Origin of the sequence: Photobacterium nomapromontoriensis (assembly GCF_050336815.1) — a bacterium.
Taxonomy (GTDB): domain Bacteria; phylum Pseudomonadota; class Gammaproteobacteria; order Enterobacterales; family Vibrionaceae; genus Photobacterium; species Photobacterium nomapromontoriensis.
This window is the reverse complement of record NZ_JAKJSL010000039.1, coordinates 45,948-59,396: the sequence shown is the minus strand read 5'-3', so window position 1 is coordinate 59,396 and position 13,449 is coordinate 45,948. Positions and strand designations below refer to the sequence as shown.

9 protein-coding genes and 8 tRNA genes are annotated in these 13,449 nt (G+C 48.6%); 12 read left to right on the top strand and 5 right to left on the bottom strand.

The window, feature by feature from the left end:
* Positions 1-43: 43 nt before the first annotated feature.
* The 4 genes from L4D12_RS16940 to rsgA form a co-directional block, all read right to left on the bottom strand.
* Positions 44-1,927 carry a methyl-accepting chemotaxis protein gene (locus L4D12_RS16940; protein ID WP_428449017.1) on the bottom strand — a complete coding sequence of 628 codons (1,884 nt, stop codon included), beginning with the start codon at positions 1,925-1,927 and terminating at the stop codon, positions 44-46.
* 216 nt (positions 1,928-2,143) lie between these two features.
* Complete coding sequence (locus L4D12_RS16935; RefSeq protein WP_428449016.1) at positions 2,144-3,559, bottom strand: SLC13 family permease; 1,416 nt, start codon at positions 3,557-3,559, stop codon at positions 2,144-2,146.
* 135 nt (positions 3,560-3,694) lie between these two features.
* The gene (asd, locus tag L4D12_RS16930) at positions 3,695-4,576 is read right to left on the bottom strand and encodes an archaetidylserine decarboxylase (protein ID WP_428449015.1); all 882 of its coding nucleotides are present in this window, start codon (positions 4,574-4,576) and stop codon (positions 3,695-3,697) included.
* A 142-nt stretch (positions 4,577-4,718) separates the two neighbouring features.
* Positions 4,719-5,771: a small ribosomal subunit biogenesis GTPase RsgA gene (gene rsgA, locus L4D12_RS16925; RefSeq protein ID WP_428449014.1), complete on the bottom strand. Its 1,053-nt coding sequence runs from the start codon at positions 5,769-5,771 to the stop codon at positions 4,719-4,721.
* A 141-nt stretch (positions 5,772-5,912) separates the two neighbouring features.
* On the opposite strand from rsgA, the gene orn reads away from it, so the two are divergent.
* The 9 genes from orn to L4D12_RS16880 all read left to right on the top strand — a co-directional run bounded on the left by orn (position 5,913) and on the right by L4D12_RS16880 (position 7,490).
* The gene (orn, locus tag L4D12_RS16920) at positions 5,913-6,458 is read left to right on the top strand and encodes an oligoribonuclease (protein WP_428449013.1); all 546 of its coding nucleotides are present in this window, start codon (positions 5,913-5,915) and stop codon (positions 6,456-6,458) included.
* 131 nt (positions 6,459-6,589) lie between these two features.
* A tRNA-Met gene (locus tag L4D12_RS16915) sits at positions 6,590-6,666 on the top strand.
* Between the two features lie 18 nt (positions 6,667-6,684).
* Positions 6,685-6,760 (top strand) — tRNA-Gly (locus L4D12_RS16910).
* A 68-nt stretch (positions 6,761-6,828) separates the two neighbouring features.
* A tRNA-Met gene (locus L4D12_RS16905) sits at positions 6,829-6,905 on the top strand.
* 18 nt (positions 6,906-6,923) lie between these two features.
* Positions 6,924-6,999: transfer RNA gene (locus tag L4D12_RS16900), tRNA-Gly, on the top strand.
* 49 nt (positions 7,000-7,048) lie between these two features.
* Positions 7,049-7,124, top strand: a tRNA-Gly gene (locus tag L4D12_RS16895).
* A gap of 50 nt (positions 7,125-7,174) precedes the next feature.
* Positions 7,175-7,250 (top strand) — tRNA-Gly (locus L4D12_RS16890).
* 69 nt (positions 7,251-7,319) lie between these two features.
* Positions 7,320-7,396 (top strand) — tRNA-Met (locus L4D12_RS16885).
* A gap of 18 nt (positions 7,397-7,414) precedes the next feature.
* Positions 7,415-7,490 (top strand) — tRNA-Gly (locus L4D12_RS16880).
* A gap of 924 nt (positions 7,491-8,414) precedes the next feature.
* Here L4D12_RS16880 and queG read toward each other — a convergent pair.
* Entirely contained in the window at positions 8,415-9,548 is a 1,134-nt protein-coding gene (gene queG, locus L4D12_RS16875) for a tRNA epoxyqueuosine(34) reductase QueG (RefSeq protein WP_428449012.1), read from the bottom strand.
* Between the two features lie 209 nt (positions 9,549-9,757).
* Here queG and L4D12_RS16870 point away from each other — a divergent pair, with 209 nt between their 5' ends.
* The 3 genes from L4D12_RS16870 to L4D12_RS16860 are packed head-to-tail and all read left to right on the top strand — an operon-like array spanning position 9,758 to position 13,429.
* A complete protein-coding gene (locus L4D12_RS16870; protein WP_428449011.1) occupies positions 9,758-11,242 on the top strand; it encodes an NAD(P)H-hydrate dehydratase in 1,485 nt (494 codons plus the stop codon).
* 8 nt (positions 11,243-11,250) lie between these two features.
* Positions 11,251-11,718: a tRNA (adenosine(37)-N6)-threonylcarbamoyltransferase complex ATPase subunit type 1 TsaE gene (tsaE, locus tag L4D12_RS16865; RefSeq protein WP_428449010.1), complete on the top strand. Its 468-nt coding sequence runs from the start codon at positions 11,251-11,253 to the stop codon at positions 11,716-11,718.
* A gap of 1 nt (position 11,719) precedes the next feature.
* Positions 11,720-13,429: an N-acetylmuramoyl-L-alanine amidase gene (locus tag L4D12_RS16860; RefSeq protein WP_428449009.1), complete on the top strand. Its 1,710-nt coding sequence runs from the start codon at positions 11,720-11,722 to the stop codon at positions 13,427-13,429.
* Positions 13,430-13,449 lie beyond the last annotated feature (20 nt).

The following is a 13,449-nucleotide window of genomic DNA, read 5'->3' as shown; positions in this document are numbered from 1 at the left end:
GATATCTGCGGCTGTCATTAGACAGCCGCAGTGATCGTGCAAATTAGATCTTGAAGCGCAGTACATCGGTGCGCATCGACGTCGCGGCACGGTGCATTTCTTTGCTACCTTGAGTGACCTCATCGGTTTGTATAGCCAAGTGGTCGGACACATCCTTTATCGCTTGGGTATTGCGACTGATATCTTCGCTGACCGCTCGCTGCTCTTCGGCAGCACTGGCGATTTGTGTCGCCATGTCAGAGATCTCAGTGATGGCGAGGGTGATTTGGTTGAGGCTCTCACTGGCATCCTCGGCAAAACCGACGCTCTCTCCTGCTAGTTCGGTACTGGCTTGCATACTGTCTACGGCTTGGCGAGTATTGTGTTGTAAGGTATCAATCATGCCGCGAATTTCTTCGGTTGAGTCATGGGTACGTTGGCTCAGTACCCGGACTTCATCAGCGACGACGGCAAATCCTCGACCTTGCTCACCGGCCCGTGCTGCCTCGATGGCGGCATTCAGGGCCAGTAAATTGGTTTGTTCGGCAATGCTCTGGATGGTTGATAAAATCTGGTTAATGTCTTGTGCATTGTTTTCCAGTTTATGGATCACCTGAGCGGCATCTTGCACCTGATTGGCCAGTGATGTAATTGCTTCGCGGTTTTTACCTATGACACCTTGGCCTTCTTCGCACGATGCCGTGGATGCCTGTGCAGCCGCCGCTGTCATTTCGGCATGACTAGCGACTTCAGCGGAGGTGGCGGACATCTCATGGATGGCAGTGGCTATTTGGTTGATGTCGTTTTGTTGATCCGCCACTCTCACCGTGGCGAGCTCCGTTTGTTGTGCTGATCGTTGTGCATGCTCACCAAGTGAGTTGGACTGGTCAACAATACTCTTAATCATGGTTTGTAGCTGGCCGAGGAAGCGGTTCATATTACTGGCTAATTCACCAATTTCATCCATCCGCTCGATTTCAATACGCTGGGTAAGATCTCCACTACCTTGAGCGAGTTGTTCGACTGACTGATTTAAACGGGACAGTGGACGCAAAAGATTATTAATGATCATAGTGGCAATGATGGCAATGACAACATAAAGCGCCAATGAAGCCAAAATAACGAAGGTCATCTGCTTATCAATAGACGCGTAAGCTAATGCTTTATCTTCTACTAGTGCGAGCGTCCAGTCTGTGCCCGCAATAGGGGTCGCATAGATTAACTGGTTGCGCCCGTTACTATCGAGCATAAAGGTATGGATTGATTGCTGCGATTCAATTTGTTTCAGTAATGCTGGTGTTAGATCGGTATCTAACTGGGAGAGCGGTTTTTGGCTCAGTGACTCATCACGATACGCGACAATGTTGTTGTTGCCGTCGACCAAGAACGCAAAGCCGTCGTTGTCTAAATGCAGATCGAGTACGCGCTCAATGATATCGGTGATAGTCAGATCAGCGGCAAGCACACCCTTGTGCTGGCCGTGGAATGCTTTAGCAAAGCTCACCACCATACTGCCATCAAAATCCTTATAAGGTTCGGTGAGGATCAGGCCATTTTTGCGCATGGCATCTTGATACCACTGACGAGTGCGGGGATCGTAGTCGGCAGGCCAGCTTTCAGATTTATCGCCATAGGCAATTTTACCATTATCAAACCCGGCATAGACTGACAGAAATTGCCCTGCTCGTTTGGTTAATAGTAGTTCACGGTCAATATTATCTTGATTGGCGATGAGACTTTCATTTGCCAGCATCATTTCACTGCGAATGGCGATCCAGTCACTGATGTTACGGCTGGTGGCTTGGCCGATTCCGCGCATCTGATCACTGACTTCGGTGGTCGTTTCCTGTGTGAGTTGAGAGATGGAAATCCAGGCCTGTACGGTGCTGACGGCTGCGATGATCACCGCAATGGCGATCTGTATTTTTAGCTTGATCGTTAATTTCATATCGTTTCTCTTTGCGGCCTTTCTGCTTGATGAGTAGCTCGATAATTAGGCAACATGCTTATTGGGGGTTTCTGTCGGCGAGTCAGTGCCGGATTAGATGTTATCGGCAATGATTGATTAATCATTAGTTACATTTTGTCTTTTTTGGGTGATGAATAATCATGATGGGTATTTATTCGCAATAAAGGCCGCGGGTGCGGCCTTTTGGTGGATCGGCTAGGTAATGATTAATGCCGCAAGGTAAACGATGGCGAGACCAACCACGCCGATAATGATACCGGTTTTGGCCATGTCTTTACTTTCAATGAGCCCGGTGGAGTAGGCCAGCGAGTTGGGTGGGGTCGATACGGGTAGGATCATACCGAGAGAGGCCGAGAAGGCGACCACAACCAGTACGCCCTGCAGGCCACCCATGGTGACAAGGCTTTCCATTGAGGCGGCAACGGCTGCGGCAATTGGCATTAATAAGTTGGCGGTGGCGGTGTTAGACATGAAGTTTGCCATGATCCAGCAAATGAGCGACAAGGTTAGGACGACCGCAATGGGTGACAGAGAGCTATAGTCAACGGCATGGGCAAGGGCTTCGGCCAGCCCGGTTTTATCGAGACCGATTCCAATCGCGATTCCCCCTGCGACTAACCACAGAACATCCCAGTTAATCAGTTTGAGTTCTTCTTTACCCATGATCCCTGTCAGGGTAAACACGGCCAGAGGAATAATGGAGACCACATAGGTGTTCATGCCATGCAGGCTGGTGGTCATCCACAACAAGATCGTTAAGGCAAAAGTGATATAGACCACAATCGCTTGCCAGCTTTTTTGGAATGCTCCTTCTAGCTTAAGTTGCATATGACTTTGGGATGAGGGAAATAGCTTTTGCAGTAACCACCAGGCAAAGGTGAGCTGGACGATAACAAAGGGCAGACCAAGCATCATCCATCCCAGAAAGCTGATCGCATTATCACCAGTCAGGTATTGCAGGGCGATAGCATTGGGTGGGGTACCGATTGGTGTAGCGATCCCGCCAGTGTTGGCCGCAATTGGAATACACAGTACCAGTGCCTTGATCCCGATATCCCCTTTGGGGACGGAAGCGACAATTGGTGCCAGCAGAGCGAGCATCATCACGGTTGTGGCCGTGTTGGACATGAACATTGAGAATATAGCCGTGATCAGCATCAACCCAAGCATGATGAACTTCGGTTGGGTGCCAAAAGGCTTCAGTAACACTCGAGCTAGATTATTATCCAGTTCATATTTCGAGGCGGCGATGGCGAGTGCAAAGCCCCCCATGAACAGAATAATGATCGGTGATGAAAAAGCGCCGAAGATATCGGTGTATTTTAGCATTTCGCCCATATCGTGTCCGGCAGGGGGGACGCGAAATAGATTCAGGCCTTTATCGGAAATCATGATCAGTTCAAGGGCAATGATCAATATGGAGGTAGCAAAAACAGGGACGGGTTCGAGCACCCAGAGTAGTGCCGCGAGGGCAAAGATTGCCAGCAATCGGTGCTGGATCAGGGTTAGGTTATCGATTGGAATTGCATCAATAGGTAGCGCCAGTATCCCTAGCGGGATCCCGAACGCGACCAGCAGTTTAACGAGCTGGGAAAAGGTTATATTTTTCATAGTATGTTGGTTTGCTTCGATTATTGGACTCGTATCAGCATACTATTTGGGTGGTTAAAAATTCCTCGGTGTGGTCAATTTTCTACATAAAAAAAGGGGCCAGACCGCCCCCTTTTGTTTGAAAATGTTAACCAGTTATACTTCTGTGGAATCGTCTGCGACACGTTGTGCGTAGGCGCTGCCCATTTGTGTTGGTGTGCCTGGGGTAAGGTCTTCAACAAAGTTGATGGCACCGTGCGGGAACAGGTTGATCACGGTTGAGCCGAGCTTGAAGCGACCCATCTCTTCGCCTTTCTTCAACGTAATGGCTTGTTCGCCGTCCACCAGGTAGTCCCAGCGATGGATTTGTGGGCTGCGGGGTGGCGTGATAGTGCCGGCCCAGACAGTTTCAATGCTACCGACAATAGTGGCACCAACCAGAACTTGTGCCATTGGTCCAAATGCAGTCTCGAAAATACAAACGACACGTTCATTACGCGCAAATAGGTTGGGTACATTCTGTGCTGTCAGTGGATTGACCGAGAACAAATCGCCAGGGATGTAGATCATTTGGCGCAGGGTACCGTCACATGGCATGTGTACGCGATGATAATCTTTCGGTGACAGGTACAGCGTGGCGAAATGGCCATCTTTAAATTCAGCAGCCAGTTCAGTGTCGCCACCGAGTAGTTCGACAGCTTCGTAAGTGTGCCCTTTGGCTTGGATCAGTTCACCATCGGTAATCGGACCCAGCTGGCTAACACAGGCATCTGCAGGATGGCAGATGATTTGACTATCTTGATTGATAGGACGAGCACCGTCTTTTAGTTCTCGTACAAAGAAATCATTGAAGGTAGCGTAAGCGGCTGGATCCGGATTACGCGCCTCATTCATATCAATGCCGTACTGACGGATAAACCAGCGGATCACCGCCGTCGTCAATTTCCCGGCTTTCAGCGAGGCCAGTTTGCCAGCAACTTGGGTCAGGGTTTGTTTGGGCGCGCAGTACTGCAGGCCGATTTTGAAATTATCGTGCACGGTATCGTTTCCAGAAACTATCAGCGATCAACAAGATTTATTCATAACGTTAACTTGCCATCATACCTAAGTTAATAACTAAAGTCAGTTAATAGCGATAGCTGAACAAGCTCCCCTTTTTCGGGGGAGCGATGAGGAGGGATTAGTCAGGTTTGTTCCGAGAGAACTGGCGGTTGGCGACATTCTCGGACATGCTTTCAATGATCCGGTGGTAGCTATTGTAACGTTCTCGACTGATTTTGCCCTCTTCCACGGCTTCGCGGATGATACAGCCTGGATCGTCCCCGTGTTTACAGTCACGGAATTTACATCCCCCGAGGTAGTCGCTAAATTCCACGAAAGCCTCAGTGACTTGTTCGGGTTCAAGGTGCCATAAGCCAAACTCACGTACACCCGGCGAGTCAATTAAATCCCCGCCTTCCGGGAAGTGGTACAGTCGTGCTGCCGTTGTGGTGTGCTGACCTAAACCAGAGTTTTCAGACACATCCCCGATTTCAGCATCGACTTCCGGCATCAGGCTGTTGACCATGCTGGATTTACCGACCCCTGATTGCCCGGCAAAAATGTTCACATGATCTTTGAGATCACTTTTCAGCACATCCATACCTTCCCCGGTATCGCTACTGACAAGGCGAACCTGATAGCCAATTTTGCCGTAAAGGGAAAGCGTGTCTTCTACGCTCGCTCGTGTGGGCGCATCAAGAAGATCGATTTTATTCAGGACGATGAGTGGTTTAATACCTACCGTTTCTGCTGCAATTAGATAGCGGTCGATAATGTTCAGCGACAGCTCCGGTAAGATGGCAGAAACAATGACGATCTGATTGACGTTCGCTGCGACAGCTTTAACACCATCATAATAGTCAGGACGCGTCAGCATCGATTCCCGGTCGTGAACAGCTTCGACAACCCCGGAGATCCCATGCAAGGTCTCTACACCGGGTCGCCAGACTACACGGTCACCAGAGACTAAGCTCTGGATGCTACGGCGGAGATTACAGCGGTGAATGATCCCGGTTTCAGGGTCTTCAACATCCGCGTGCTGACCGAAGCGAGTGATCACTAGGCCTTCACGGGCAGACTCCAATAAGGATTCATCCCACTGGACTTCATTTTTTTCACGCTGTAGACGTTTATTTTGGTTGGAGCGTACGCGACGGCTCTGACCTTTGGTAAGCTTTTTCTGTTTGGCCACAAGAATATCGTTCAGTTAAGTTGGCTTACGGTAAAATACCTGCGGTAGCCCCTGTCTGTTAAATTGCTGGCTATCAGCATCAGACATTAGCTGCGTTTGGTATTATCATACATGGTTTACTCATAGAATAGGCAATATCCGATGACGATCAGCGATCAGAACCTTATTTGGATTGATTTAGAGATGACGGGGTTGGATCCAGAAACCCATCAAATTATTGAAATGGCGACTATCGTTACCGATGCTCAGCTAAACATTCTTGCAGAAGGCCCCGTGTTGGCCATTCATCAGCCTGACGCTGAATTGGCGAAAATGGATGAGTGGTGTACCACTACCCATACTAATAGTGGCTTGGTCGAGCGAGTGCGCCAAAGTCAACTTGATGAAGCGGCGGCGGTTCGCCAGACGATTGCATTTCTTGAGCAATGGGTACCGAAAGGGGTATCGCCCATTTGTGGTAACAGCATAGGTCAAGATCGTCGCTTTTTGTATAAACACATGCCAGAGTTGGAGCAATATTTTCACTACCGCTATTTGGATGTAAGCACACTTAAAGAACTGGCTCGTCGTTGGAAACCTGAAGTGCTTGATGGGTTAAATAAAAAAGGTAGCCATTTAGCATTGGATGATATCCGTGATTCCATTAATGAACTGCGCTACTATCGTGAGCAGATTTTTAATATTTGATGGTGAATTAGGCAGTCGCGAGGGAAAAGTCAGATTTTTCTTGAGAAGTATTGCATCCGGCGATTTTCCTCGTATAATGCGCAGCCTCGAAAGGCAATTCTTAAAATGTTTTGTTTTTCAAATAATACGGACGCGGGGTGGAGCAGYTTGGTAGCTCGTCGGGCTCATAACCCGAAGGTCGTTGGTTCAAATCCGGCCCCCGCAACCAATTCTCGTTAGAGAATATGCGACACTAGCTCAGTTGGTAGAGCGCAACCTTGCCAAGGTTGAGGTCACGAGTTCGAACCTCGTGTGTCGCTCCAAATTGCCTTTTACTGCTAGGTGGTAAAGGAAATAGTTCTCACGGTACTTAACGGTGACACAATACGGACGCGGGGTGGAGCAGCTTGGTAGCTCGTCGGGCTCATAACCCGAAGGTCGTTGGTTCAAATCCGGCCCCCGCAACCAATTCTCGTTAGAGAATATGCGACACTAGCTCAGTTGGTAGAGCGCAACCTTGCCAAGGTTGAGGTCACGAGTTCGAACCTCGTGTGTCGCTCCACTTCTTTTTGATGTGGAAGCCAGTTGTTATCGGACTTATCGGTAAATATGCGACACTAGCTCAGTTGGTAGAGCGCAACCTTGCCAAGGTTGAGGTCACGAGTTCGAACCTCGTGTGTCGCTCCACTTCTTTTTTGATGTGGAAGCCAGTTGTTATCGGACTTATCGGTAAATATGCGACACTAGCTCAGTTGGTAGAGCGCAACCTTGCCAAGGTTGAGGTCACGAGTTCGAACCTCGTGTGTCGCTCCAAATTGCCTTTTACTGCTTAGGTGGTAAAGGAAATAGTTCTCACGGTACTTAACGGTGACACAATACGGACGCGGGGTGGAGCAGCTTGGTAGCTCGTCGGGCTCATAACCCGAAGGTCGTTGGTTCAAATCCGGCCCCCGCAACCAATTCTCGTTAGAGAATATGCGACACTAGCTCAGTTGGTAGAGCGCAACCTTGCCAAGGTTGAGGTCACGAGTTCGAACCTCGTGTGTCGCTCCAATTTAAATCTCATGACGAAAGTGGTGAGACAGTGAACACAGGTAAAGTAGGTCAAACACAACCTTGTCAAGGTTGAGGTCACGCCTAGCTCCTCGAAGATCGGGAACCTCGTGTGTCGCTCCAATTATGCCGCCACTGCAGACTGCATGGGAACGGCAAAGCTACTACTGTGAAGTATTAGTTCAATTGCAATATTCCTTCGTTATTCGACAATCGGTAACTGTGTGTATTGCTTCAATGTTCTGTAACAAGTGGTTATAGGACCTTTAGAAGCAGCAGCTTCAATGACATCATCAGTGATTTGCTTAACGGCCTTAATTGGCTGTTTGTTGTTATCTCAGAAAATCACGATGCTCTGTAGTCAGTACATGCGTACTGCTGTCTATATGACGACACATGCTCTTTTGTTTTGTTGATACGGGTAACACAGTGATGTTACCGACAGAGGGCTGTGAATCGTATCTGCTTTACTTATCCCTGCCTTGTTTAGCTGGAATCCCTTGTGATTCGTGGGCTAGAGTTGTCTTTGGGTTGAAAATAATGAGATCGTGCACAGAGTTATCCACAAAATTAAACTGTGGGTAAGTCGGTTAATTACGTGTGCCGATGCCGTGTGAACAAGTCTGTATTTATCTTTTTATCCTCATCTTAAATAAAAGCCGTTGATATATTATCAACAGGCTAAGCCATTGATTATCATTGGTTATATTATTTATCTTCAATGGTTATATACACCAATTTCCACAACGCGTCGATTTGAATAACTTTTATTAGGTGCAGGATTTTGACCTGTGTTTAATATTTTTATTTGAGCAAAAAAACGCAAGAATGAAAATGTTTTCCACATTTGCGTTAGAGTCGGCTTCGGCTCACATCATTTTTGGGGGCAGTTTTGTTGTGTTGCAGGTGGCTAAATAGCGCGATTTAGGCATCACGCGGCAGACCTTTTTCGACAATTCTGATCAAGCGTTTAGTGCGGGCGGGTAGCACCGTGATTGCAACTGTTTCGTGGTGAGCCTGTTGCTGTTCTAACGCCCAGTGGATATGAATATCAACAAGTTCATTTTCGCCGAGGCGCTGTTTAAGTGCCGCAATGATATTGACGTCATAAGGGGCATTGCCCATAGCAATTGTCAGGTTACGCAACCATTGGATGTGCCCAATGCGACGGATTGCTGACCCTTCGGTATGTTTGAGAAACTCAGTCTCACTCCATTGATAAAGCGTGATAAGTGATTGCTGATATAAAGCCTCACGGCAGTAGTAGTCCTGCTCGGTGGTTATCTTAGAGAATCGATTAAACGGGCAAACGAGCTGGCAATCATCACAACCATAGATACGGTTACCGATAGGTGCACGAAATTCTTCTGGGATCACCCCATCATATTCAATGGTTAGATAAGAAATACAACGGCGAGCATCCACAACCCCGTCTTCCACAATGGCACCGGTGGGACAACTTGTCATGCAGGCAACACATTTACCGCATTGATTTTCGACTGGTTGATCGATCGGTAGCGGCAAGTCGATAAGCAATTCGCCCAAGAAAAACCATGATCCCGCCTCTTTACTGAGAATCAGTGAGTGTTTTCCCGTCCAGCCTACCCCTGCTTTATCTGCCAGTGGCCGCTCTAGAATTGGCGCTGAATCAACAAATGGGCGATAACCAAATTGCCCAACCTCCTGTTCAATTTGTTGGCCGAGACGTTTAAGTCGGTTGCGGATCAATTTGTGGTAATCTCGCCCTAGCGCATAACGGCTGATATAAGCGGTTTCTGGGTGATTTAAGCTTTGAGCGAACCCCGCCTCAGGGGGGAGGTAATCCATTCTGACGCTGATCACTCTGACCGTACCAGGGTGTAGCTCATCTGGGCGGGCCCGCATCATGCCATGTCTGGCCATCCAATCCATTTCACCATGGTAGCCAGCATCTAGCCAGCGTTGGAGCTGTGCTTCGTGCTGAGTTAGATCGACATCGCTGATCCCGACATGCTGAAAGCCGAGATCTTGGCCCCATAGCTTAATTTTGTCGGTAAGATCGCGGTAGTCGATAGTCATGCTTTGTGGTACCTGGCTTTATTGGGGGCGGAAGTGTACCACACTCATTCTAGTTGTTGAGGGAAATTGCACCCGCTAATCATGAAGTGGTCGATCAATGAATGGTTAGAATCATAGCCTGAGTCGGATCTATACTGATGTGATTGCGGTATCTGTTGGAAAAACAATCAGCAATAGTATGCTCTGTGGCTGGCAGGAGGAAAGTGACAATGACGGGACATGGGTCAGAACGGCTTTATTTGGCAGAGCAGGTTCGACAGGGAGAAAAAGAAGCGGCTCGGCAATCACAGCTTGAAATGTACCAATTGATGGAGCGCGCAGGTGCGGCAGTCTTTGCTCAACTAGGCCATTATTATCCTCAATTCCGACAGATATTGATCTGTTGCGGAGGGGGAAATAATGGCGGTGATGGTTATGTTGTGGCTCGGTTAGCCCGGCAAGCCGGGTATTCTGTGACCCTTTGGCAGCTGGGAAATTCAGAGCAATTGGTGGGTGATGCGGCGAAGGCCAGAGATGCTTGGTTGGCGGATGGTGGAACGATAAACGCTCCGGCAGAGGCGATACCTGAGACGGTTGACGTTATTGTCGATGCTTTATTGGGAACAGGGTTGGCAGGATCTGTACGATCCGATGTGGGAAAGTTGATCACAATGATCAATCGGCGATCGGTGCCCGTGGTTGCCGTCGATATCCCCTCTGGACTTTGCGCCAATACCGGGCGAGTACTGGGTGAGGTGATATTGGCAGCCGTGACCGTGACCTTCATTGGCTGTAAGCAAGGGTTGATGACGGGTCAGGCCGCCCGTTACATTGGCCAGTTGGTATTTGCTGGGCTTGGGGTTTCGGCTGTATTTGATCATTTATGTTTACCGGCTGTCAGGCGGGTGACAGCGACGGATGTTGACCGCTGTTTACCCCCTCGTAGTCGTACGGCTCACAAAGGCGATCATGGTCGGATCCTGTGTGTCGGTGGCGATCATGGTATGGGCGGCGCGATCCGACTTGCCGCTCAGGCTGCTGCCCGCACTGGCGCTGGACTCACCGCCGTCATCACGCAACCTGACAATGTATTGTCAATTATCACTGCGATCCCTGAAATAATGGCAAAAGGTTGGGATGGTAGTGCTGGTGATATTGAATCGCGTTGTCGCTGGGCCGATGTCGTCGTGCTAGGTCCGGGACTCGGCCTGTCTGACTGGAGTCGATTGCTGTATCACGCTGTGGCAACAACAGCAAAAAAGTTGGTTATTGATGCCGATGGATTGAACTTATTAGCGATCTCTCCAGACTATAAAAATAATCGTATAATCACGCCTCATCCCGGCGAAGCGGCTCGTCTGCTGTGCTGCTCTGTTGCAGAGGTCGAAGCGGATCGTTTTGTTGCTGTCAGGGCGCTACAGCAAAAATATGGCGGGGTGGCAGTATTAAAAGGTGCTGGCACTCTCATTGATGATGGCAATCAGTGCTGGTTGTGTGCGGCGGGAAACCCCGGTATGGCGACTGGTGGTATGGGTGATGTACTGTCGGGCATTATTGGTGCCTTACTTGGACAAGGGCTGTCATTACTTGATGCGGCAAAATGTGGTGTATGGATCCATAGTACGGCAGCTGATCGCTGCGCGATAGATGGGGAGCGTGGTATGCTTGCCAGCGACTTGTTCCCTTATATTCGACAATTAGTAAATCCAAGATAAAGAATACAATGCAAACATTTGAAACCCTACTTGCTGATGAGCAGGCCACTGTAGATCTTGGCCATCAATTGGCCCACGCTTGCGAGCGTCAAACTACTATCTACCTCCATGGTGATCTGGGGGCAGGTAAAACCACTTTTAGTCGTGGTTTTATTCGTTCACTGGGTCATATTGGCAATGTGAAAAGCCCGACCTATACGCTCGTTGAGCCGTATGAATTGCCACCTTGGCAGGTTTATCATTTTGATTTGTACCGCTTGGCTGATCCTGAAGAACTGGAGTTTATGGGGATCCGTGACTATTTTTCTGACGATGCCATTTGTTTGGTTGAGTGGCCAGAAAAAGGTGCGGGCTTATTACCAGAACCGGATCTGGAGTTAGATATGCGTTATGAGGGTGAACAGCGAAAAGTCACCATCACCGCAAATAATGACTACGGTTGTGCGCTGATAAAACGTTTGGAGTTGTACAGATAGGATGTCGTTACGGGCTTTTTTTAATGCAGTCATTATAAGTGCGGGGCTACTTAGCTCAATGGTTATGGCCAACGAGTTAAAGGGAGTCCGTGTCTGGCCTGCGCCTGATGAGACCCGAGTGGTACTCGACATGCAGGATAAGGCGGAGTATAGCTATTTTACTTTGACGAAACCTGATCGTCTGGTGGTTGATTTAAAGCAGACTTCACTAAAAACAAAGTTGCCTATCGTGGTGAAAGGCAGTGCGGTACTCAAAACTATTCGCAGTAGTGGCGCGCCCGAGAAGGGCACATATCGGTTGGTGTTTGAAACTAAAACCGGTACTAAACCGTCATTGTTCACCTTGGCTCCCACTCCGGATGGGCATGCAAGTCATCGCTTGGTCTTGGATTTGCCTCATGCGAAAAGTCAGGTGGATAGCGCCGAGTTATCTGCTGCGACAAAACCTGTGACGAACCAGAAAGCAATATTACCTTATGGTACCGATGACATCATTGTCGCGGTTGATCCTGGTCACGGGGGAGAAGATCCGGGTTCAATTGGACCTAGTAGCAAATATGAAAAAAATGTCACGCTGCGGATTGCCCAAATGGTGGCAGATCGTATCAATGCGACGCCTGGTATGAAGGCCGTACTTACTCGGCGTGGGGATTATTTTGTTAATCTGAATAAGCGCTCTGAAATTGCTCGTAAGAATAAAGCCCATCTGCTGGTCTCGATTCATGCTGATGGTTTTCATACGCCTAAACCCCACGGAGCATCGGTGTGGGTATTAAATACCCGCCGTGCTAATAGTGAAATCGGCCGTTGGCTGGAGCAGCATGAGAAGCAGTCTGAATTGTTGGGTGGTGGTGATGTATTGTCTGGCGATACAGATGATCAATACCTCAGCATGGCGGTGTTAGATCTGCAGTTTAGCCATTCTCAAAAAGAAGGCTATGACGTTGCCTCACGGGTGCTGAAACAGTTGAGCAAGGTGGCATCACTCCATAAAACGAAGCCTGAGCATGCCAGTTTGGCGGTATTGAAATCACCGGATATTCCATCGTTGTTGGTGGAAACGGGGTTTATTACTAATCCGAAAGAAGAACGCTTGCTTAACTCAACCTCGCATCAGAGGCAGTTGGCAGATGCGGTCTACCGTGGCGTGCTATCCTATTTTAATGACAAGCCACCAGAAGGCACCTTGTTTGCTTCACGGCAGCAAGGCATAAAGCATAAGGTGAGCAGTGGTCAATCGTTGAGTGTCATTGCCAGCAAGTATGGTATGACCGTCGAGGCGATAAAAAACGCGAATAACTTGAAATCGAATACCTTACGTATTGGTCAGGTTTTGGTGATCCCAGGCAAAGCCCTTGCGGCACCCGTAGCGACGGCAGTACCGAAAGCTAAATCTCAGCCAATGGCTAAAACCTTAACACATACGGTTAAGCGCGGTGAGTTTCTTGGCAAGGTGGCCAGTCAGTATGGGGTGTCGGTAGCAAGTATCCGTAAATTGAATGCATTGCGCTCCGATGAACTTGCGATTGGGCAAAAACTTAAGATCGATATTACGAACCGTAAAACGGTTAAGCATACGGTCAAGCGGGGTGAATTTCTCGGTAAAATCGCTGCTCATTATGGGGTCAGTATCACGCGTTTACGTGATGCCAATAAATTGCGCTCAGATAAATTGGCTGTAGGTCAACAATTGACCATACCAAGTAGCTAAATAAAAGCGTAAAATCAAAT

Excerpts from the sequence above, each read along its gene's own strand:
- tsaE (WP_428449010.1), top strand. The coding sequence starts at position 11,251 with ATGCAAACATTTGAAACCCTACTTGCTGATGAGCAGGCCACTGTAGAT.
- L4D12_RS16940 (WP_428449017.1), bottom strand. The coding sequence starts at position 1,927 with ATGAAATTAACGATCAAGCTAAAAATACAGATCGCCATTGCGGTGATC.
- queG (WP_428449012.1), bottom strand. The coding sequence starts at position 9,548 with ATGACTATCGACTACCGCGATCTTACCGACAAAATTAAGCTATGGGGC.
- L4D12_RS16870 (WP_428449011.1), top strand. The coding sequence starts at position 9,758 with ATGACGGGACATGGGTCAGAACGGCTTTATTTGGCAGAGCAGGTTCGA.
- L4D12_RS16935 (WP_428449016.1), bottom strand. The coding sequence starts at position 3,559 with ATGAAAAATATAACCTTTTCCCAGCTCGTTAAACTGCTGGTCGCGTTC.
- L4D12_RS16860 (WP_428449009.1), top strand. The coding sequence starts at position 11,720 with ATGTCGTTACGGGCTTTTTTTAATGCAGTCATTATAAGTGCGGGGCTA.
- orn (WP_428449013.1), top strand. The coding sequence starts at position 5,913 with ATGACGATCAGCGATCAGAACCTTATTTGGATTGATTTAGAGATGACG.